This is a genomic window from Escherichia sp. KTE172 (assembly GCF_000408845.1).
GTDB classification, from domain to species: Bacteria; Pseudomonadota; Gammaproteobacteria; order Enterobacterales; family Enterobacteriaceae; genus Escherichia; species Escherichia coli.
This window is the reverse complement of record NZ_KE137316.1, coordinates 4,649,545-4,668,849: the sequence shown is the minus strand read 5'-3', so window position 1 is coordinate 4,668,849 and position 19,305 is coordinate 4,649,545. Positions and strand designations below refer to the sequence as shown.

The following is a 19,305-nucleotide window of genomic DNA, read 5'->3' as shown; positions in this document are numbered from 1 at the left end:
CTTTTTTCATTCTTTATTAAGCGGGGTTATGCTGCGACAACAATCCCCTTTTCGGCAAATGTAGAGCGTAGTCGGCGGGCGAACGCCAGTGCGTGCTCGCCATCGCCATGCAGGCAGACCGTTTGCGCCGTGACCGTTGCCCATTCGCCGGTGATGCTTTTGACTCTGCCGTGTTGCACCATCTCCAACGTTTGCTCCAGCGCCTGTTCTTCGTTTTCAATCAACGCGCCTGGCTGGCTTCGCGGCACCAGCGAACCGTCTGCCTGATAACCGCGATCGGCAAACACTTCCTCGCGCGTTGTCAGGCCATATTGCTTGCCTGCACGAATCAGCTCGCTTCCTGCCAGCCCGACGAGAATCAATGCCGGATCGCAAGCGTATACCGCTCTGGCGATGGCGTCTGCCAGTTGTGCCTCTTTCGCCGCCTGGTTGTATAACATGCCGTGCGGTTTGACATGACACATTACGCCGCCTTGCGCACGGGTAATCGCTGCCAGCGCGCCAATTTGATACAGCGTCTGGGCGTAAACGGTTTCTGGCGGCAGCTGCATGGCTCTGCGACCAAAATTTTCCCTGTCGGGAAAACTCGGATGAGCGCCAATCGCAACACCATTTTTTATTGCTTCACGCACGCAAGCCTGCATGGTTTGCGCATCGCCTGCATGAAATCCACAGGCAATATTGGCAGAGGAAACCAGCGTTAATAGCTCTGCATCGCTGGCATAGCCTTCGCCCAGATCGGCGTTCAGGTCAATTTTCATTGTGCAGCCGCCACGCTAATTGTTCGAAATAACGTTGCTGATCTTGCCGTGCTTTCAGTGCTTCTTCCAGTGAACACTGGACAAAATGAATCGGCTGACCGAGCGGAATTTGCGCCAGATGGTACATATCAGCCTCGATGATACAGGCAATACGCGGATAACCACCGGTGGTTTGCGCATCGTTCATCAACACAATCGGCTGGCCGTTATGCGGCACTTGCACCACACCCGGCAACAAACCGTGAGATAACAGTTCGCGATCGGTGGTGCGTTTTAAAATTTGCCCCTGTAAGCGATAGCCCATGCGGTTACTTTGCGGACTAAGCTGCCACGGCGAACGCCAGAATGCATCCTGCGAGGCGCGATCGAACTCATGATATTCCGGCCCCGGCAAGGCGCGAATGCGGTTGCCCCACAGCAGCTGTTTAACGCCCTGCGCTTCCATAAAATCACGCTTCGATTTGCCAATCGGGAGTCGGTCACCATCCTTCAGTAAACGGCCTTCCAACCCACCAATCCCCACTTTGAGATCGGTGCTGCATGACCCCATTACCGGCGGAACATCAATACCACCCGCGACCGCCAGATAACTGCGCATCCCGTGCTGCGGGCGTTTAAGCGTTAAACGCTGGCCTGCTTTCATCGGCAATCGCCAGCCGGTCCAGACGGCATTATCATCCAGCCGCGCTTCGCAACCTGCCCCCGTCAGGGCAAACCACCCATCAGTTTCGAACTCTACCGTTAACTGACCGAGCGTGATCTCCAGCGCGGGGGCATTGGCGTCATTACCCACCAGCAGGTTAGCAATGCGTAACGCAGGCATATCCAGTGCGCCGCAGTGGCTGATACCCGACTGGCGAAAACCGTGACGACCGCCATCCTGCACAGTGGTATACATGCCCGCACGAATAATCTTCAGCATACTCCCTCCTTCTGCGGTACAAAGCGCACGCTGTCTCCCGGACGTAATAAGATGGGTTCGTCACGCGCCGGATCAAACAGGCTGAGTGAGGTATGACCAATCAACTGCCAGCCCCCCGGCGTTGCCAGCGGATAAACACCAGTCTGCGGCCCGCCGATCCCGACAGAACCTGCCGGAACGAGCAAGCGCGGTTCAGCGCGACGTGGCGTGTGTAGTTGTTCCGGCAAACTCCCGAGATACGGGAAGCCCGGTTGAAAACCTAAAAACCAGACCACGTATTCCACGGAGGAGTGCAATTCAACAACCTGTTTTTCGCTCAACCCACAATGCGCCGCGACCACCGCCAAATCCGGTCCGCCTGCGCCACCGTAAACCACCGGAATTTCAATAAAACGAGACTCCGGCTCCAGCGCCTCACTCTCCTCCCACCAGCGTTGCAAACGCTCTATGGCATCCAGTGCCAGCGACTCAGGATTACGTAAAATCACCGTGATATTGTTCATGCCGGGAATGGCTTCAACCACATTCGGCATATCCACCAGACGCTGCGCCAGTCGCCAGATCCGTTTCTGGCTAGCCAGCGTCACCGGCGGTTCCAGCTCCAGCACTACCGCCGTTTCACCTATCAGATAACAACGCGCTCGTTGCACTTTCGATCCCTCTGATTATTCGTTATGCAGGATTAGGAATATCAATAAAGGTCACATCAAGATCGGTATTTTCATTCAGCCACTCGCTCAATGCGCGAATACCACCGCGTTCAGTGGCATGGTGACCCGCAGCATAAAAATGCAATCCCTGCTCGCGGGCTGAATGAATGGTCTGTTCAGAAACTTCGCCAGTAATAAAAGCATCCACGCCAAAACGCGCGGCGCTATCGATAAAACTTTGCCCGCCGCCCGTGCACCAGGCAACGCGCTGGACCACCTCAGGTCCGGTATCGCCACACCATAACGGCTTACGTCCCAGACGCGCTTCAATCCAGGAGGCTAGTTCCAGTCCCGGCACAGGCATGGTCAGTTCGCCCCACGGCACCAACGGCTCAATTTCGCCCATGACCGTGATCCCCAGTAACGCCGCCAGCTGTGCGTTATTGCCCAGCTCAGGATGTGCGTCAAGCGGCAAATGCCAGCCATACAGGTTGATATCATTCGCCAGCAACGTTTTTAAACGGTTACGCTTCATGCCGCGAATGACCGGAGATTCGCCTTTCCAGAAGTAGCCATGATGCACAATGACCGCATCCGCGCCCAGACGCACTGCCTCATCGAGCAAAGCCTGGCTGGCAGTGACACCGGTAACAATTTTTTGCACCGTCTCTTTGCCTTCCACCTGCAAACCATTCGGCGCGTAATCACTAATCGCCGCGCTGTTCAGTTTTTCGTTAATCAGTTGTTCCAGTTCGGTGTTTTTCATCTTCGCGCCTTCCGTATTCTGATAGCTACACCGTTAACATAGCGTTACCTCGCCTGTTCGTCGATAGCCAATCTTTTGACATATTAAGAAACAAACCCGACGCCAAAAGACGCAAATTGTTTATATCATCACGCTTCAGCTAATGTATATTTATGCAATCAGACAGCATATTGCATAAATAATCAGATCTGTATCAAAGTTTTAACTTTAAGGAAACACAAGCACGCCGCGCAACTATTACGTGACGTTGCAGTCAATTGTGGAATTATTATGAATAAACACGCATCACAGCCGCGCGCTATTTACTATGTCGTTGCGCTGCAAATCTGGGAATATTTTAGCTTTTACGGCATGCGTGCCCTGCTGATTCTCTATCTCACCAATCAACTAAAATACAACGATACTCACGCCTACGAGTTATTTAGCGCCTACTGTTCGCTGGTGTATGTCACGCCAATCCTCGGTGGCTTTTTGGCGGATAAAGTTCTCGGCAATCGCATGGCGGTGATGCTGGGGGCGTTGTTGATGGCGATCGGTCATGTGGTGCTGGGTGCTAGTGAGATCCATCCGTCATTCCTCTATCTGTCCCTGGCGATTATCGTCTGCGGCTATGGCCTGTTTAAATCTAACGTAAGCTGTTTGCTCGGCGAGCTGTATGAGCCAACCGATCCGCGTCGTGATGGCGGTTTCTCGCTGATGTATGCGGCGGGTAACGTGGGGTCTATTATCGCACCTATCGCCTGTGGTTACGCCCAGGAAGAGTATAGCTGGGCGATGGGCTTTGGCCTGGCGGCGGTTGGCATGATCGCGGGTCTGGTCATTTTCTTATGTGGCAATCGTCATTTCACTCATACCCGCGGCGTTAACAAAAAAGTACTGCGTGCGACAAACTTTCTCCTGCCGAACTGGGGATGGCTGCTGGTTCTGCTGGTGGCAACGCCTGCGCTGATTACCGTATTGTTCTGGAAAGAGTGGTCGGTATACGCCTTAATTGTCGCGACTATTATTGGCCTGGGTGTACTGGCAAAAATTTATCGCAAAGCAGAAAATCAGAAACAGCGTAAGGAGCTGGGGCTGATTGTGACGCTCACCTTCTTCAGTATGTTGTTCTGGGCCTTCGCACAGCAGGGCGGCAGCTCGATTAGCCTTTATATCGACCGCTTCGTTAATCGCGATATGTTTGGTTATACCGTTCCGACTGCTATGTTCCAGTCGATTAATGCCTTCGCAGTTATGCTGTGCGGTGTGTTCCTGGCGTGGGTGGTTAAAGAGAGCGTCGCAGGTAATCGTACCGTGCGCATCTGGGGAAAATTTGCTCTTGGCCTTGGCCTGATGAGCGCCGGATTCTGCATTCTGACCTTAAGCGCCCGCTGGTCCGCAATGTATGGTCACTCTTCTCTGCCACTAATGGTGTTAGGCCTGGCGGTGATGGGCTTTGCGGAACTGTTTATCGACCCGGTTGCTATGTCGCAGATTACGCGCATTGAAATCCCTGGCGTGACTGGCGTATTAACTGGCATTTATATGCTGCTTTCCGGCGCGATTGCGAACTATCTGGCTGGCGTGATTGCCGATCAGACATCGCAAGCTTCGTTTGATGCTTCCGGGGCGATCAACTACTCCATCAATACATATATTGAAGTATTTGATCAAATTACCTGGGGCGCACTGGCGTGTGTAGGAGTGGTGTTGATGATTTGGCTGTATCAGGCGCTGAAATTCAGAAACCGCGCGCTGGCGCTGGAATCTTAACAGGCCAGCACCATACCTGATAAAACGCTCGCTGCGTTTTATCAGGCTCCTTTCCTCGCTTCTTCGTACGCTGCCAGCGTTCGCAGCCTTGCCTCTTTGTGATCAACTATCGGTTGCGGATAATCCAGCGTCACACCTGCTTTCTGCGCCCACTTCCACGGCTCATGCACCGCTTTCCCTGGTACATCGCGCAGTTCCGGTAGCCACCGGCGGATAAACTCGCCTTCGCGGTCAAATTTCTCGCCCTGGGTTGTCGGGTTAAAAATACGAAAATACGGCGCTGCATCGGTTCCGGTTGAAGCGGCCCACTGCCAGCCACCGTTATTGGCTGCCAAATCACCATCAATCAGCTGCGACATGAAATACCGCTCGCCTTCGCGCCAGTCGATCAATAAATCTTTCACCAAAAAACTGGCTGTAATCATCCGTAGCCGGTTATGCATCCAGCCAGTGCTGTTAAGCTGACGCATGGCAGCATCGACAATCGGGTATCCCGTTTTGCCTTCCTGCCAGGCCTGTAAATGTGCGGGATTGCGCTGCCACTGCACACGATCCGTCCAGACAATAAACGGACGATGTTTACACAACGAGGGATAATACGTCATCAAATGGCGGTAGAACTCGCGCCAGATCAACTCATTAAGCCAGACACTACCGGCCCCACCTTCCAGCGCCTGCGGCTGTTCCGCCAACAGGCGATGCAGACACTGGCGAGGCGATAACCCGCCCGTTGCCAGGCTGGCGGACAAACGGCTGGTGCCTTCTACCGCAGGGAAATCTCGCTGTTGCTCGTACTCCCCTGCTCCGCTCTGGCAAAACTGGCGTAATTGCGCAATCGCCGCTTTCTCTTCCACCGGGAAATGCGCAGTATCGAAAGGCTGACGAGGATAATTCAGCGTAATGGATGGCGCGGGTTCTATCATTCCGCTGCTACGTACTTTTGGCGCAGCGACGCACTCCGGCATCCCTTCTCGCAGCCGTTTCAGCCAGGCGTTTTTAAATGGCGTAAAGACTTTGTACATCTCATGATTGCCAGTCATCACCGCCCCCGGCGGCAGGATCACGCTGTCATCAAATCCTTCACACACCACGTTACGCAGCGCTCTTTCAACTTCCACATCCCGCGCCCGCTCATTCACTTCATACTGATAGTTATAAAAAAGATGAGTAACGCTGTTTTCCGCGCACACCTGTTTAATTATTTCGACGCTGGCGGCAAAGTCATCCACTTCACGGAACAATAAAGGAATACCTTTTTCCGCCAGCGCTATTCGTAGCCCATTCAGTTGAGCATTGATAAGTTTAGCCTGACGCGGCGACATGTTATGCGTCGCCCACTGGCGTGGTGTAGCGATATACAGCGCCAGCACGCGTGCAGACGAATTGCGGCAGGCGGCAGCCAGTGCGAGATTATCGTGCAGACGTAAATCCTGGCGAAACCAGACCAGATGGGTAGTCATAAAACTCCTGCATGGCGCAAGTTAATCACACGCGGCCAAAGTTCGAAATAACGCTGCCCTGAAAGCCAGGCGTCAGGATAAAGCGCCATATAGTGTTTGATACGCATCAGCGGCGCAAGAAGCGGTTGCTCGCCACGGCGATAACTGTCGATAAGCGCCGCCAGCTGCTGGCGTTCTGTGGAATCAATATGCGGGCGAAAATACCCCTGAACGTGCATCAAAACGTTAGTATGATCGCGCCGGTTGGCAGGGTGAGAAAGCAAAACAATTACGCGTTGGCGGTACTGGTTGTAATAGTCATCCAGATTTTGCCACTGGTGAATATCAGCCACAAACGGGCCAAGTTTGCGGTACTCCGGCTGGGAATGGGCCAGAAAGACGAGTTTATAGCGGCTGTGATAATCGAGAAGCGCCCCGCGCGTTAAGCCATGTTCTTTCAGTCGATGTAACTCGTGGAGAGCGAAGATACGGATTAGGGTGCTTTCATCAAATCGTTGCTGATTCATTACTGCTCCTGAACGGTTTACAGGAGTAAGTGTAGACGGCAGTATTGAAAAAACGAAACGAATAAATGAGATCGGTAAAGAAATTCAATAACTCATAATAAATTTCATGGTGGCGATAAATAGTTTCTTTTCTTCATCACTCATGGTAGAAGCGTTTAACATGTTGCCATAAAATTTACTGATGATATTTTTTAATTGCAGCAAATGCAAAGGAGAAAAATAGTCACTCCCGATGAGATTACTCAATACCAGCAATAATTCTCCATTATATAAATAACCTACCATAAGATTAATCTCTATCATCTCAATTGCTTTTTGTACAGCAAGCGCTGGTAAGATATTCTGACGAAGCATTTTGGCAATATCATTTTCATCCAGTTCATCCGGTGTTTTATCCAATAAAGAGTTATACCAGTTTATTAAACCACTTTTGAAAGCGAATGAATCATATTGCAGGTGATAAATCTGTTTTAGGGTTTCTTTATTTTTCATTTTATAATGTCTTTATTTGCTATGATTTTTCTGATTTAATTCTATATCATTTAAAGCATTTTCAAGCCAATCATCCATGTTCTTAATTTTAGCCCGCTCATACAAATCATGCACAACATCTTCATAACGCCGTCCATCATTGACCATACAATTAGCTGTATGAGGCAGAACATGTATAAAATCAGACAATATAAAACAAGCCTTTGCATTTCCAGAGTTAGCTGCAGTTCTGATATCAATCAAGCCTCTGGCAATTAATTTAAGAATAACACTAACATCTTGCATTTTAATTTCCATATCATCCAGTTAAATTTTAGTCGTAAATCGTCTATCTAAAAAAGATGAAATTAACATTTATAAATTTATTACAATATAAAAATCAAAAATATACATCATCAGCTTCTACTGAAAACTCCATGGCTCCTAAGGCACCTAAATCAATACTAAATATGGTATCACTTTCCTTAGCACTCCCAACATAGATAAAATAGCCTAAATCCCCATCCTGACCTATCAAAAAATAGTCAGGCTCCACTCGTTGAATATCATATGTTTCATTTCTTTCAATAAGATCAGAATAGTTATACAGATATAATATTTCATGCTTCTTATTAGTTATTTCATAGGCCTCACTATCTTTAATTTCTTCTATTAAGAAACGTTTATACACTGGAGGAAATTTGATTGACATGTCAAATTCAATTTTATTTATATATTCTATGATTTTATTCATGTTAAGAATACCTGAGCGGTTAATTATCGGTTATTGTGATGAATATATATTCGCTTTTAATTTTCAATAACTCATCACGGAAATACATATTGCTTTGTAGGCAAGCGCTAATAATACTTTATGAACCTGACTTCCGCCAGATATTCAACCTAAATATTCATGACGCAGTAATGTTTTAGAAAGCCACTAACTGCCCAGATAGTGCATCATCTACTACATTGGCGATTATACTCTAAATAATTCAAGTTGCAGGAAGGCGACAAGCGAGTGACAAATTCGTCAGGAACGAATTTGCCCAGTCGCAGGCTGACCTTCGGTGAGAGACATGGATGTCTCTCATTAATCCCCAGGAGCTTACATAAGTAAGTGACTGGGGTGAACGAACGCAGTCGCAGCACATGCAACTTGAAGTATGACGAGTATATAAAAAACCCCTGATTCCAGTTCCTTGTGCTGCGATCCTAACCAAAAAAAAACCGCCAGCGTTTCCGCTGGCGGTTTTCAATGTATTCAGAACTCAGCAATCAGTAAAAATCACCGGTTGCCTTTTCGGCCTGATCCATCCAAACCGGTTTATCGCTGGTTTTCGACCAGACGCGATGCAGATAGCTGTAAAAGCGGGCGCGGTCTTTCCAGAAAAGCATGAAAGGCAGCGCCAGAACGCCCACTGCAACCGCATAAGTACGGCGTAAAAAGATAAGCCATGCAGGATATTCTCTGTAGAGTTCCATACTTTTCTCCCCCTTTTGTATCTACCCGGTGAATGGCACCGGAAAAATGAATTTGTTTATCTGATGAAAATAGTACCGCCTTTTGTGTAATTTTACTACTCATCCGACCACTTATTTTTGCTTATTGATGGTTTATTTGCATTCACCGTGTAATTAAGTTACATGAAAGTTAAATTAATACTAATCATTAGTTAAATCATGGCTTTTGCCATTTTTATACTTTTTTTACACCCCGCCCGCAGATTTTTGCGAAATCTTTGCAGCCAGAATTCTACCCTTCCGGTATCACTTTTAGGCCACTGGAGGTGCACTGTGAGTGCAGGCGTGATAGCCGGCGTGTTGCTGGTGTTTTTATTACTGGGTTATCTGGTTTATGCCCTGATCAATGCGGAGGCGTTCTGATGACTGCGCAAGGGTTCTTACTGATCGCCACGTTTTTACTGGTGTTAATGGTGCTGGCACGTCCTTTAGGCAGCGGGCTGGCGCGGCTGATTAATGACATACCTCTTCCCGGTACAGCGGGTGTTGAACGCGTACTCTTTCGTTTACCTGGCGTCTCTGACAGTGAGATGAACTGGAAGCAATATCTCTGTGCCATTCTCGGCCTGAACATGCTGGGGCTGGCGGTGCTGTTTTTTATGTTGCTCGGTCAGCACTATCTGCCGCTTAACCCACAGCAGTTGCCGGGGCTGTCGTGGGATCTGGCGCTGAATACTGCCGTCAGCTTTGTCACCAATACCAACTGGCAATCTTACAGCGGTGAAACCACGTTGAGCTATTTCAGCCAGATGGCGGGCTTAACGGTGCAAAACTTTCTTTCTGCCGCCAGCGGGATTGCGGTGATTTTTGCCCTCATTCGTGCATTTACCCGCCAGAGCATGAGCACACTCGGGAATGCCTGGGTCGATCTGCTACGCATCACGTTATGGGTGCTAGTCCCTGTGGCGTTGTTGATCGCACTGTTTTTTATTCAACAAGGTGCGCTGCAAAACTTTCTGCCCTATCAGGCAGTGAATACCGTTGAAGGAGCGCAACAGCTGTTACCCATGGGTCCGGTGGCTTCTCAGGAAGCGATAAAGATGCTCGGCACTAACGGCGGTGGCTTCTTTAATGCCAACTCGTCGCATCCGTTTGAAAACCCAACCGCACTGACCAACTTCGTGCAGATGCTGGCGATCTTCTTGATCCCAACGGCACTGTGCTTTGCCTTTGGCGAAGTGGCGGGCGATCGCCGTCAGGGGCGCATGTTGCTGTGGGCGATGTCAGTGATTTTTGTCATCTGCGTAGGCGTGGTGATGTGGGCAGAAGTTCAGGGTAATCCTCATCTGCTGGCGCTGGGTGCGGACAGCAGCATCAATATGGAAGGTAAAGAGAGCCGTTTCGGCGTGCTGGTCAGTAGCCTGTTTGCGGTCGTGACTACGGCGGCTTCCTGTGGCGCGGTGATTGCGATGCATGATTCGTTTACCGCTCTCGGTGGCATGGTGCCGATGTGGCTGATGCAAATTGGTGAAGTGGTATTCGGCGGTGTCGGTTCTGGTCTTTACGGCATGATGCTGTTTGTTCTGCTGGCGGTGTTTATTGCCGGGCTGATGATTGGTCGTACACCGGAATATCTGGGTAAAAAAATCGACGTACGTGAGATGAAACTGACCGCGCTGGCGATTCTGGTCACCCCGACGCTGGTGCTGATGGGCGCGGCGCTGGCAATGATGACCGACGCCGGACGTAGCGCCATGCTCAACCCTGGCCCGCATGGTTTTAGCGAAGTGCTGTACGCCGTGTCATCCGCCGCTAACAACAACGGCAGCGCCTTTGCCGGATTAAGCGCCAACTCTCCGTTCTGGAACTGTTTACTGGCGTTCTGCATGTTTGTTGGTCGCTTCGGGGTGATTATCCCGGTGATGGCAATTGCCGGTTCGCTGGTGAGTAAAAAGAGCCAACCCGCCAGCTCCGGCACGCTGCCAACGCACGGCCCGCTGTTTGTTGGCCTGTTAATCGGCACCGTGTTGCTGGTTGGCGCACTGACCTTTATCCCTGCCCTGGCGCTTGGTCCGGTGGCGGAATATCTCTCCTGATGATATTGAGTGAGCACTGAATATGAGTCGTAAACAACTGGCGCTATTCGAACCAACACTTGTCCTTCAGGCGCTGAAAGAAGCGGTGAAAAAATTAAACCCGCAGGCGCAATGGCGCAATCCGGTGATGTTTATCGTCTGGATCGGCAGTTTGCTGACCACCTGTATTTGCATCGCAATGGCAAGCGGTGCGATGCCTGGCAATGCGCTGTTTAGCGCGGCAATTAGCGGCTGGCTGTGGGTCACCGTACTGTTCGCTAATTTCGCCGAGGCGCTGGCAGAAGGCCGCAGTAAAGCGCAGGCCAACAGTCTGAAAGGGGTGAAAAAAACTGCCTTTGCCCGCAAGCTGCGTGAGCCGAAATATGGCGCTGCGGCGGACAAAGTTCCCGCCGATCAACTGCGTAAAGGCGATATCGTACTGGTAGAAGCTGGCGATATTATCCCCTGCGATGGTGAAGTCATTGAAGGGGGCGCATCGGTCGATGAAAGCGCCATCACCGGGGAATCGGCACCGGTGATCCGTGAATCCGGCGGCGATTTTGCCTCCGTCACTGGCGGCACGCGTATTCTTTCTGACTGGCTGGTGATTGAGTGCAGCGTTAACCCCGGCGAGACATTTCTGGATCGGATGATCGCGATGGTGGAAGGCGCGCAGCGACGTAAAACGCCAAACGAGATTGCCCTGACCATCCTGCTGATTGCCCTGACTATCGTCTTTTTACTGGCAACCGCCACGCTGTGGCCGTTTTCCGCGTGGGGCGGTAATGCAGTCAGCGTAACGGTACTGGTGGCGCTGCTGGTCTGTCTGATCCCAACGACCATTGGCGGTCTGTTGTCAGCGATCGGCGTCGCCGGGATGAGTCGGATGCTGGGCGCGAATGTGATTGCCACCAGCGGACGTGCAGTTGAAGCGGCGGGTGACGTTGACGTCCTGCTGCTGGATAAAACCGGCACCATCACGCTAGGTAACCGTCAGGCATCGGAGTTTATCCCTGCGCAGGGCGTAGAGGAAAAAACGCTGGCCAACGCCGCACAACTGGCTTCGCTGGCTGATGAAACGCCGGAAGGTCGCAGTATTGTGATCCTCGCCAAGCAGCGTTTTAATCTGCGCGAGCGCGATGTGCAGTCGCTCCATGCCACCTTTGTACCGTTTACTGCGCAAAGCCGGATGAGCGGGATCAACATCGACAACCGCATGATCCGTAAAGGTTCTGTCGATGCCATTCGCCGCCATGTTGAGGCTAATGGTGGTCACTTCCCTGCCGATGTCGATCAAAAAGTCGATCAGGTTGCGCGTCAGGGGGCCACGCCGCTGGTGGTGGTGGAAGGTTCCCGTGTGCTGGGCGTTATTGCGCTGAAAGATATCGTCAAAGGCGGTATTAAAGAGCGCTTCGCCCAGCTGCGCAAAATGGGCATTAAAACGGTGATGATTACCGGCGATAACCGTCTGACTGCCGCCGCCATTGCTGCGGAAGCGGGCGTCGATGATTTTCTCGCCGAAGCGACACCGGAGGCCAAGCTGGCATTGATTCGTCAGTATCAGGCGGAAGGCCGTTTGGTGGCGATGACCGGCGACGGCACCAATGATGCTCCGGCGCTGGCGCAGGCAGATGTCGCGGTAGCGATGAACTCCGGTACTCAGGCGGCGAAAGAAGCGGGCAATATGGTGGATCTCGACTCTAACCCGACCAAGTTGATCGAGGTGGTGCACATTGGCAAACAGATGCTGATGACCCGTGGCTCGCTGACCACCTTCAGCATTGCCAACGATGTGGCGAAATACTTCGCCATTATTCCGGCGGCGTTCGCGGCAACATATCCACAGTTAAATGCGCTGAACATCATGCGCCTGCATTCGCCCGACTCCGCAATCCTCAGTGCGGTCATTTTCAACGCCTTGATTATCGTCTTTTTGATTCCCCTGGCGTTAAAAGGCGTGAGTTATAAACCGCTTACCGCTTCTGCCATGTTGCGCCGTAACTTATGGATTTACGGTCTGGGTGGGCTGCTGGTGCCGTTTATTGGTATCAAAGTCATTGATTTACTGCTGACCGTTTGCGGTCTGGTGTGAGGTTTACCATGCGTGGATTACGTCCGGCATTATCGACATTTATCTTTCTGTTATTGATTACTGGCGGCGTTTACCCGCTGCTAACCACCGCGCTGGGGCAATGGTGGTTTCCCTGGCAGGCCAACGGTTCGTTGATCCGTGAAGGTGATACGGTGCGCGGTTCGGCATTAATCGGGCAGAATTTTACCGGCAACGGCTATTTTCATGGTCGCCCGTCGGCAACGGCAGAAATGCCCTATAATCCACAGGCTTCTGGCGGGAGCAATCTGGCGGTCAGTAACCCTGAGCTGGATAAACTAATAGCCGCACGCGTTGCTGCATTACGGGCCGCTAACCCTGATGCCAGCGCGAACGTTCCGGTTGAACTGGTGACGGCATCGGCAAGCGGGCTGGACAATAACATCACCCCGCAAGCGGCAGCCTGGCAGATCCCACGCGTGGCGAAAGCGCGTAATCTCAGCGTTGAACAGCTCACGCAACTGATCGCAAAATACAGCCAACAACCGCTGGTGAAATATATCGGCCAGCCGGTCGTCAACATTGTCGAACTCAATCTGGCGCTGGATAAGCTTGATGAATAACGAACCCTTACGTCCCGACCCCGATCGTCTGCTGGAACAAACTGCCGCGCCGCATCGGGGGAAGCTGAAAGTTTTCTTCGGTGCCTGCGCAGGCGTCGGGAAGACCTGGGCGATGCTGGCAGAAGCCCAGCGACTGCGGGCGCAAGGGCTGGATATTGTGGTTGGCGTGGTAGAAACCCACGGGCGGAAAGATACCGCCGCAATGCTGGAAGGGCTGGCTGTTCTGCCGTTAAAACGCCAGGCGTACCGTGGGCGGCACATCAGCGAGTTTGATCTCGATGCCGCCCTCGCCCGCCGTCCGGCACTGATCTTAATGGACGAACTGGCGCACAGTAATGCGCCAGGTTCTCGTCATCCTAAACGCTGGCAGGACATCGAAGAGCTGCTGGAAGCTGGCATTGATGTTTTCACAACCGTCAACGTTCAGCATCTGGAAAGTCTGAATGATGTGGTCAGCGGCGTCACCGGAATTCAGGTACGGGAAACCGTGCCCGATCCTTTTTTCGATGCCGCCGACGACGTGGTGCTGGTGGACTTGCCCCCGGACGATCTGCGTCAACGGCTGAAAGAAGGTAAAGTCTATATTGCCGGGCAGGCGGAACGCGCCATTGAACATTTTTTTCGCAAAGGCAATCTGATCGCCCTGCGCGAACTGGCACTGCGCCGTACTGCCGATCGCGTAGATGAGCAAATGCGCGCCTGGCGGGGGCATCCTGGCGAAGAGAAAGTCTGGCACACGCGCGACGCGATCCTTTTATGCATCGGGCATAACACCGGCAGCGAAAAACTGGTCCGCGCGGCGGCGCGGCTGGCGTCACGGCTGGGTAGCGTCTGGCACGCGGTGTATGTTGAAACCCCTGCCCTGCATCGCTTACCGGAGAAAAAACGTCGGGCAATTCTCAGCGCCTTACGTCTGGCGCAGGAGCTGGGCGCAGAGACGGCAACACTTTCTGATCCAGCGGAAGAGAAAGCGGTAGTGCGTTATGCCCGTGAACATAATCTTGGCAAGATTATTCTCGGTCGCCCGGCCTCGCGCCGCTGGTGGCGTCGGGAAACGTTTGCTGACCGACTGGCGCGCATCGCCCCCGATCTCGATCAGGTGCTGGTCGCGCTTGATGAACCACCCGCCCGCACGATAAACAACGCGCCGGATAGCCGCTCGTTTAAAGACAAGTGGCGGGTACAGATTCAGGGATGCGTGGTTGCCGCCGCGTTATGCGCCGTTATCACCTTAATTGCCATGCAGTGGCTGATGGCGTTTGATGCCGCCAACCTGGTGATGCTGTATCTACTTGGCGTGGTGGTGGTGGCGCTATTTTATGGGCGCTGGCCTTCGGTGGTTGCTACCGTCATTAATGTGGTGAGTTTCGATCTCTTTTTTATCGCCCCACGCGGCACGCTCGCCGTCTCTGATGTGCAATATCTGCTGACCTTCGCGGTGATGTTAACCGTCGGGCTGGTGATCGGGAACCTTACTGCTGGCGTTCGTTATCAGGCGCGGGTAGCCCGTTACCGCGAGCAACGCACACGGCACTTATATGAAATGTCGAAAGCTCTGGCGGTGGGCCGCAGTCCGCAGGACATCGCCGCCACCAGCGAACAATTTATTGCCTCCACGTTTCATGCCCGCAGTCAGGTGTTGTTGCCCGATGACAACGGTAAATTGCAGCCGTTAACACATCCGCAAGGAATGACGCCGTGGGACGATGCCATCGCGCAGTGGAGTTTTGATAAAGGCCTGCCTGCGGGCGCGGGCACCGACACGTTACCCGGTGTACCGTACCAGATTTTGCCGCTAAAAAGCGGCGAGAAAACCTACGGGCTGGTGGTGGTGGAACCGGGGAATCTGCGCCAGTTGATGATCCCGGAACAGCAACGCCTGCTGGAGACGTTTACGCTGTTAGTCGCCAATGCCCTTGAGCGGCTGACACTGACCGCCAGCGAAGAACAGGCGCGGATGGCAAGCGAACGAGAACAGATCCGCAACGCCCTGCTGGCGGCGCTTTCGCATGATTTACGCACGCCGCTTACGGTGCTGTTCGGTCAGGCAGAAATCTTAACGCTCGATCTGGCGAGCGAAGGATCGCCCCACGCCCGCCAGGCCAGCGAGATTCGTCAGCATGTGCTGAACACGACCCGACTGGTGAATAATCTACTGGATATGGCGCGAATTCAGTCCGGCGGCTTTAATTTGAAGAAAGAGTGGTTAACGCTGGAAGAAGTGGTCGGCAGCGCGCTGCAAATGCTGGAACCGGGTTTATCGTCGCCCATCAATCTTTCTCTGCCAGAACCGCTGACCTTAATCCACGTTGACGGGCCACTCTTTGAACGGGTGCTGATTAATCTGCTGGAGAACGCGGTGAAATACGCGGGTGCGCAGGCCGAAATTGGTATCGATGCCCACGTTGAGGGCGAAAATCTACAACTGGATGTCTGGGATAATGGCCCCGGTCTTCCGCCAGGCCAGGAGCAGACGATATTTGATAAGTTTGCTCGCGGGAATAAAGAGTCGGCGGTGCCGGGTGTAGGGCTTGGGCTGGCAATTTGTCGGGCGATTGTGGATGTACACGGCGGCACCATTACCGCGTTCAACCGACCGGAAGGTGGTGCCTGTTTTCGTGTTACACTTCCCCAGCAAACTGCCCCTGAACTTGAAGAATTTCATGAGGATATGTGACAAACGTTCTGATTGTTGAAGATGAACAGGCTATTCGTCGCTTTCTGCGCACGGCGCTGGAGGGCGATAGGATGCGCGTCTTTGAGGCCGAAACGCTGCAACGCGGCTTGCTGGAAGCGGCTACCCGTAAGCCAGATTTGATTATTCTCGATCTCGGCCTGCCCGATGGTGATGGGATTGAGTTTATCCGCGACCTGCGCCAGTGGAGCGCGGTGCCGGTGATTGTGCTTTCCGCACGTAGCGAAGAGAGCGATAAAATCGCCGCGCTGGATGCCGGAGCGGATGATTACCTGAGTAAGCCATTTGGTATTGGCGAATTGCAGGCCCGTCTGCGCGTCGCATTACGCCGCCACTCTGCCACCACCACGCCCGATCCGCTGGTGAAATTTTCCAATGTTACCGTCGATTTAGCGGCTCGAGTGATCCATCGCGGTGAGGAAGAGGTGCATCTCACCCCGATTGAGTTCCGCCTGCTGGCGGTGTTGCTTAATAATGCGGGAAAAGTGCTCACCCAGCGCCAGCTACTTAACCAGGTGTGGGGGCCAAACGCGGTCGAACACAGTCATTATTTGCGTATTTATATGGGGCATCTGCGACAAAAACTGGAGCAAGATCCCGCCCGCCCCCGCCACTTCATTACTGAAACCGGTATTGGGTATCGGTTTATGCTTTAGGGTCTGAATTGCCGGATGCGGCGTGAACGCCTTATCCGACCTACACATCGTCCCGTAGGCATGATAAGACGCGTCAGCGTCGCATCAGGCATGGCACTCATCGCGATATGTTTAATGCGTATTTATCTGTTTCAACTCTTGCTGGCATTTTTCTGACTGGCAGCGTCGCAACTCGATAATCCCGACATGCATCATCGAGCCAAAAAATCCGCTTTCGCTGACATAATCCTCATTAACAATCGGTCGAGTGCCAGGCTTGCCCTGGCAAACCCGCATAAAAAATGAGGTGTAGCACTGCCAGCCACGATTTAAACTGCTCTTTTCTTGTGGTGACATATCGTGAAGATAAGTAAGTTCTTTTTCGTTCCCGCCTGACAACTGCCAGCGGCGGGTATTATCAGGTAAGTTATCGCCACGGCAATTTGTCTTACACCGGGAAGGCGCAATATTTACCGCAATGCTACCCGTTAATCCTCTGGTTTTATCTTTAGGGGTCAGTAACCAGTCACCAGCTAATGATGATTGTTCAGGTTGGGCGCATGCTGTCAGTAGTAGTGTGGCGGTAATTAATGCCACTCTGACGACCAGACTCCTTTTGGTCTTCATTTTGAATTCCCTTGAGCTATTCAGTTTGTTGGCAAAGTGCTCGTTGTTCATGCCGGATGCAGCGTGAACGCCTTATCCGGCCTACAAAATAGCGCAAATTCAATATATTGCACCATCCTCGCAGGCCTGATAAGCGTAGCGCATCAGGCAGTCATAAGTAAAAAAGGGCGATCTTCCGACCGCCCTTTTTCTTATTTAATGTGTTTACGCGTTTTTCAGAACTTCGCTAACAATCTCAACCGCTTCTTTCTCGATCTGCTTGCGATGCTCTTCACCGAGGAAGCTTTCGCAATAAATCTTGTACGCGTCTTCCGTGCCTGACGGACGCGCGGCGAACCAGCCGTTGTCAGTCATCACTTTCAGACCGCCGATAGAAGCACCGTTGCCCGGTGCCGCCGTCAGGCGCGCGGTGATCGGGTCGCCTGCCAGGGTGCTGGCGCTCACCATTTCCGGAGACAGCTTAGACAGCGCCGCTTTTTGTGCGGAAGTCGCAGCTGCCTGCAAACGGTTGTAGCTCGGCGCACCAAAGCGTTTTGCCAGTTCGTTGTAGTGTTCCTGCGGATTCTTACCGGTGACAGCGGTGATTTCCGCCGCCAGCAGACACATGATGATGCCGTCTTTGTCGGTGGACCACGGCGTGCCGTCGAAACGCAGGAAGGAAGCCCCTGCGCTCTCTTCGCCGCCAAAGCCGAAGCTGCCGTCGAACAGACCATCAACAAACCATTTGAAACCTACCGGGACTTCTACCAGCTTACGGCCCAAATCATTGACCACACGGTCGATCATCGCAGAAGAAACCAGCGTTTTACCGACAGCAACATCTTTGCCCCACTGCGGACGATGCTGGAACAGGTAGTTGATCGCCACCGCCAGGTAGTGGTTCGGATTCATCAAACCTGCCGGAGTGACGATACCGTGACGGTCATAATCCGGGTCGTTAGCAAACGCCAGATCGAACTTATCACGCAGTGCCAGCAGGCCCGCCATCGCACACTCGGAGGAGCAGTCCATACGGATCGCGCCGTCTTTATCGAGGTGCATAAAGCGGAAGGTTTGATCGACCTGATCGTTAACGATGGTCAGGTTGAGATTGTAATACTCGCCAATGCGCTTCCAGTATTCGATACCGGAACCACCCAGCGGATCAACGCCCAGCGTCAGGCCCGCTTTCTGAATCGCCGCCATATCAACGATATCAGCCAGACCTTCCACAAACGGCTGCACCAGATCCTGCTCTTTCACATGACCGGATGCCATCGCTTCGTCGAGGGAGATACGCTTCACGCCTTTCAGGCCATCAGCCATCAGTGCGTTGGCCCTGTCTTCCACCACTTTAGTGACGTTGGTATCAGCCGGGCCACCATTTGGCGGATTGTACTTGATACCACCATCTTCCGGCGGGTTATGAGACGGTGTAATCACGATACCGTCTGCCAGCGGGCCACCTTTTTTATTGTGAACCAGGATGGCATTGGAAACGGCAGGCGTCGGAGTGAAGCCATTGTTTTCCTGCACAATAACATCTACGCCGTTCGCTGCCAGCACTTCCAGTACGGAAATGAACGCAGGCTCGGACAGAGCGTGAGTATCTTTACCCACATAGCAAGGGCCAGTGATGCCGTTTTTCGCACGTTCTTCAGCAATTGCCTGAGCGATCGCCAGAATGTGCGGCTCGTTAAAGCTGTGGCGCGCTGCACTGCCACGGTGACCGGAAGTACCGAATTTCACCGCGTGCTCCGCATTCCCTGCTTCTGGTTTCAGTACATAATATTGCGCCGTCAGTTGGGCGACGTTAATCAAATCACTCTGTTGTGCAGGTTGGCCTGCACGATTGTGGATTGCCATTGC

General features: G+C 52.5%; 19 protein-coding genes. 7 read left to right on the top strand and 12 right to left on the bottom strand.

Translation table 11 applies throughout. The annotated features are described in order from the left end of the window. Window positions 1-26: 26 nt before the first annotated feature. From pxpA to ybgI, 4 genes are read right to left on the bottom strand one after another with little or no spacing between them, the layout of a single operon-like run. Window positions 27-761, bottom strand: a complete 735-nt coding sequence (gene pxpA / locus G434_RS02300) for a 5-oxoprolinase subunit PxpA (RefSeq protein ID WP_000687174.1) — start codon at window positions 759-761, stop codon at window positions 27-29. Further along, on the bottom strand, window positions 751-1,683 hold the full coding sequence (pxpC, locus tag G434_RS02305) for a 5-oxoprolinase subunit PxpC (protein WP_000912719.1): 933 nt from the start codon (window positions 1,681-1,683) through the stop codon (window positions 751-753). Before pxpC ends, pxpA begins: the two co-directional genes overlap by 11 nt. Next, window positions 1,677-2,333 (bottom strand): 5-oxoprolinase subunit PxpB, encoded by a 657-nt coding sequence (pxpB, locus tag G434_RS02310; protein ID WP_001188343.1) that lies wholly within the window; start codon window positions 2,331-2,333, stop codon window positions 1,677-1,679. Before pxpB ends, pxpC begins: the two co-directional genes overlap by 7 nt. A gap of 22 nt (window positions 2,334-2,355) precedes the next feature. After that, on the bottom strand, window positions 2,356-3,099 hold the full coding sequence (gene ybgI, locus G434_RS02315; protein ID WP_000798871.1) for a radiation resistance protein YbgI: 744 nt from the start codon (window positions 3,097-3,099) through the stop codon (window positions 2,356-2,358). 270 nt (window positions 3,100-3,369) lie between these two features. On the opposite strand from ybgI, the gene dtpD reads away from it, so the two are divergent. Further along, window positions 3,370-4,851, top strand: a complete 1,482-nt coding sequence (gene dtpD, locus G434_RS02320) for a dipeptide permease DtpD (RefSeq protein WP_001032698.1) — start codon at window positions 3,370-3,372, stop codon at window positions 4,849-4,851. Between the two features lie 41 nt (window positions 4,852-4,892). On the opposite strand, the gene phrB is transcribed toward dtpD, so the two are convergent. The 6 genes from phrB to G434_RS02350 form a co-directional block, all read right to left on the bottom strand. Then, complete coding sequence (gene phrB, locus G434_RS02325) at window positions 4,893-6,311, bottom strand: deoxyribodipyrimidine photo-lyase (protein ID WP_000207154.1); 1,419 nt, start codon at window positions 6,309-6,311, stop codon at window positions 4,893-4,895. Further along, a complete protein-coding gene (locus G434_RS02330; RefSeq protein WP_001076021.1) occupies window positions 6,308-6,817 on the bottom strand; it encodes a YbgA family protein in 510 nt (169 codons plus the stop codon). The genes phrB and G434_RS02330 overlap by 4 nt, the downstream gene beginning before the upstream one ends. Before the next feature lie 84 nt (window positions 6,818-6,901). Continuing rightward, window positions 6,902-7,309 carry a contact-dependent growth inhibition system immunity protein gene (locus tag G434_RS02335; RefSeq protein ID WP_000790734.1) on the bottom strand — a complete coding sequence of 136 codons (408 nt, stop codon included), beginning with the start codon at window positions 7,307-7,309 and terminating at the stop codon, window positions 6,902-6,904. Between the two features lie 12 nt (window positions 7,310-7,321). Next, window positions 7,322-7,606, bottom strand: a complete 285-nt coding sequence (locus G434_RS02340; RefSeq protein WP_001309346.1) for a hypothetical protein — start codon at window positions 7,604-7,606, stop codon at window positions 7,322-7,324. Between the two features lie 82 nt (window positions 7,607-7,688). After that, complete coding sequence (locus G434_RS02345) at window positions 7,689-8,042, bottom strand: hypothetical protein (RefSeq protein WP_001033414.1); 354 nt, start codon at window positions 8,040-8,042, stop codon at window positions 7,689-7,691. A gap of 524 nt (window positions 8,043-8,566) precedes the next feature. Next, entirely contained in the window at window positions 8,567-8,773 is a 207-nt protein-coding gene (locus G434_RS02350; RefSeq protein ID WP_000424927.1) for a YbfA family protein, read from the bottom strand. A 312-nt stretch (window positions 8,774-9,085) separates the two neighbouring features. Between G434_RS02350 and kdpF the strand changes: the two genes are divergently transcribed. From kdpF to kdpE, 6 genes are read left to right on the top strand one after another with little or no spacing between them, the layout of a single operon-like run. Further along, a complete protein-coding gene (gene kdpF, locus G434_RS0126155; protein WP_001365534.1) occupies window positions 9,086-9,175 on the top strand; it encodes a K(+)-transporting ATPase subunit F in 90 nt (29 codons plus the stop codon). Next, window positions 9,175-10,848, top strand: a complete 1,674-nt coding sequence (kdpA, locus tag G434_RS02355) for a potassium-transporting ATPase subunit KdpA (RefSeq protein ID WP_000126623.1) — start codon at window positions 9,175-9,177, stop codon at window positions 10,846-10,848. The genes kdpF and kdpA overlap by 1 nt, the downstream gene beginning before the upstream one ends. A 22-nt stretch (window positions 10,849-10,870) precedes the next feature. Continuing rightward, window positions 10,871-12,919: a potassium-transporting ATPase subunit KdpB gene (gene kdpB / locus G434_RS02360; RefSeq protein WP_000087926.1), complete on the top strand. Its 2,049-nt coding sequence runs from the start codon at window positions 10,871-10,873 to the stop codon at window positions 12,917-12,919. Window positions 12,920-12,927: 8 nt separating this feature from the next. Continuing rightward, window positions 12,928-13,500 (top strand): K(+)-transporting ATPase subunit C, encoded by a 573-nt coding sequence (gene kdpC / locus G434_RS02365; RefSeq protein ID WP_001309344.1) that lies wholly within the window; start codon window positions 12,928-12,930, stop codon window positions 13,498-13,500. Beyond that, window positions 13,493-16,177 carry a two-component system sensor histidine kinase KdpD gene (gene kdpD, locus G434_RS02370; RefSeq protein ID WP_001309343.1) on the top strand — a complete coding sequence of 895 codons (2,685 nt, stop codon included), beginning with the start codon at window positions 13,493-13,495 and terminating at the stop codon, window positions 16,175-16,177. The genes kdpC and kdpD overlap by 8 nt, the downstream gene beginning before the upstream one ends. Continuing rightward, window positions 16,174-16,851, top strand: a complete 678-nt coding sequence (gene kdpE / locus G434_RS02375; RefSeq protein ID WP_000186111.1) for a two-component system response regulator KdpE — start codon at window positions 16,174-16,176, stop codon at window positions 16,849-16,851. Before kdpD ends, kdpE begins: the two co-directional genes overlap by 4 nt. Window positions 16,852-16,962: 111 nt before the next feature. On the opposite strand, the gene G434_RS02380 is transcribed toward kdpE, so the two are convergent. Both G434_RS02380 and pgm read right to left on the bottom strand, forming a co-directional pair. After that, window positions 16,963-17,457 (bottom strand): hypothetical protein, encoded by a 495-nt coding sequence (locus tag G434_RS02380; protein ID WP_000851058.1) that lies wholly within the window; start codon window positions 17,455-17,457, stop codon window positions 16,963-16,965. 204 nt (window positions 17,458-17,661) lie between these two features. Next, complete coding sequence (gene pgm / locus G434_RS02385; RefSeq protein ID WP_001295675.1) at window positions 17,662-19,302, bottom strand: phosphoglucomutase (alpha-D-glucose-1,6-bisphosphate-dependent); 1,641 nt, start codon at window positions 19,300-19,302, stop codon at window positions 17,662-17,664. Between the last annotated feature and the right edge of the window lie 3 nt (window positions 19,303-19,305).

Bases quoted from the DNA above. Each gene is read 5' to 3' on its own strand.
- pxpA (WP_000687174.1), bottom strand. From the start codon at position 761: ATGAAAATTGACCTGAACGCCGATCTGGGCGAAGGCTATGCCAGCGAT.
- ybgI (WP_000798871.1), bottom strand. From the start codon at position 3,099: ATGAAAAACACCGAACTGGAACAACTGATTAACGAAAAACTGAACAGC.
- G434_RS02335 (WP_000790734.1), bottom strand. From the start codon at position 7,309: ATGAAAAATAAAGAAACCCTAAAACAGATTTATCACCTGCAATATGAT.
- kdpD (WP_001309343.1), top strand. From the start codon at position 13,493: ATGAATAACGAACCCTTACGTCCCGACCCCGATCGTCTGCTGGAACAA.
- G434_RS02380 (WP_000851058.1), bottom strand. From the start codon at position 17,457: ATGAAGACCAAAAGGAGTCTGGTCGTCAGAGTGGCATTAATTACCGCC.
- G434_RS02340 (WP_001309346.1), bottom strand. From the start codon at position 7,606: ATGGAAATTAAAATGCAAGATGTTAGTGTTATTCTTAAATTAATTGCC.
- phrB (WP_000207154.1), bottom strand. From the start codon at position 6,311: ATGACTACCCATCTGGTCTGGTTTCGCCAGGATTTACGTCTGCACGAT.
- G434_RS02345 (WP_001033414.1), bottom strand. From the start codon at position 8,042: ATGAATAAAATCATAGAATATATAAATAAAATTGAATTTGACATGTCA.
- pgm (WP_001295675.1), bottom strand. From the start codon at position 19,302: ATGGCAATCCACAATCGTGCAGGCCAACCTGCACAACAGAGTGATTTG.
- G434_RS02350 (WP_000424927.1), bottom strand. From the start codon at position 8,773: ATGGAACTCTACAGAGAATATCCTGCATGGCTTATCTTTTTACGCCGT.
- kdpB (WP_000087926.1), top strand. From the start codon at position 10,871: ATGAGTCGTAAACAACTGGCGCTATTCGAACCAACACTTGTCCTTCAG.
- pxpC (WP_000912719.1), bottom strand. From the start codon at position 1,683: ATGCTGAAGATTATTCGTGCGGGCATGTATACCACTGTGCAGGATGGC.
- G434_RS02330 (WP_001076021.1), bottom strand. From the start codon at position 6,817: ATGAATCAGCAACGATTTGATGAAAGCACCCTAATCCGTATCTTCGCT.
- kdpA (WP_000126623.1), top strand. From the start codon at position 9,175: ATGACTGCGCAAGGGTTCTTACTGATCGCCACGTTTTTACTGGTGTTA.
- kdpC (WP_001309344.1), top strand. From the start codon at position 12,928: ATGCGTGGATTACGTCCGGCATTATCGACATTTATCTTTCTGTTATTG.
- dtpD (WP_001032698.1), top strand. From the start codon at position 3,370: ATGAATAAACACGCATCACAGCCGCGCGCTATTTACTATGTCGTTGCG.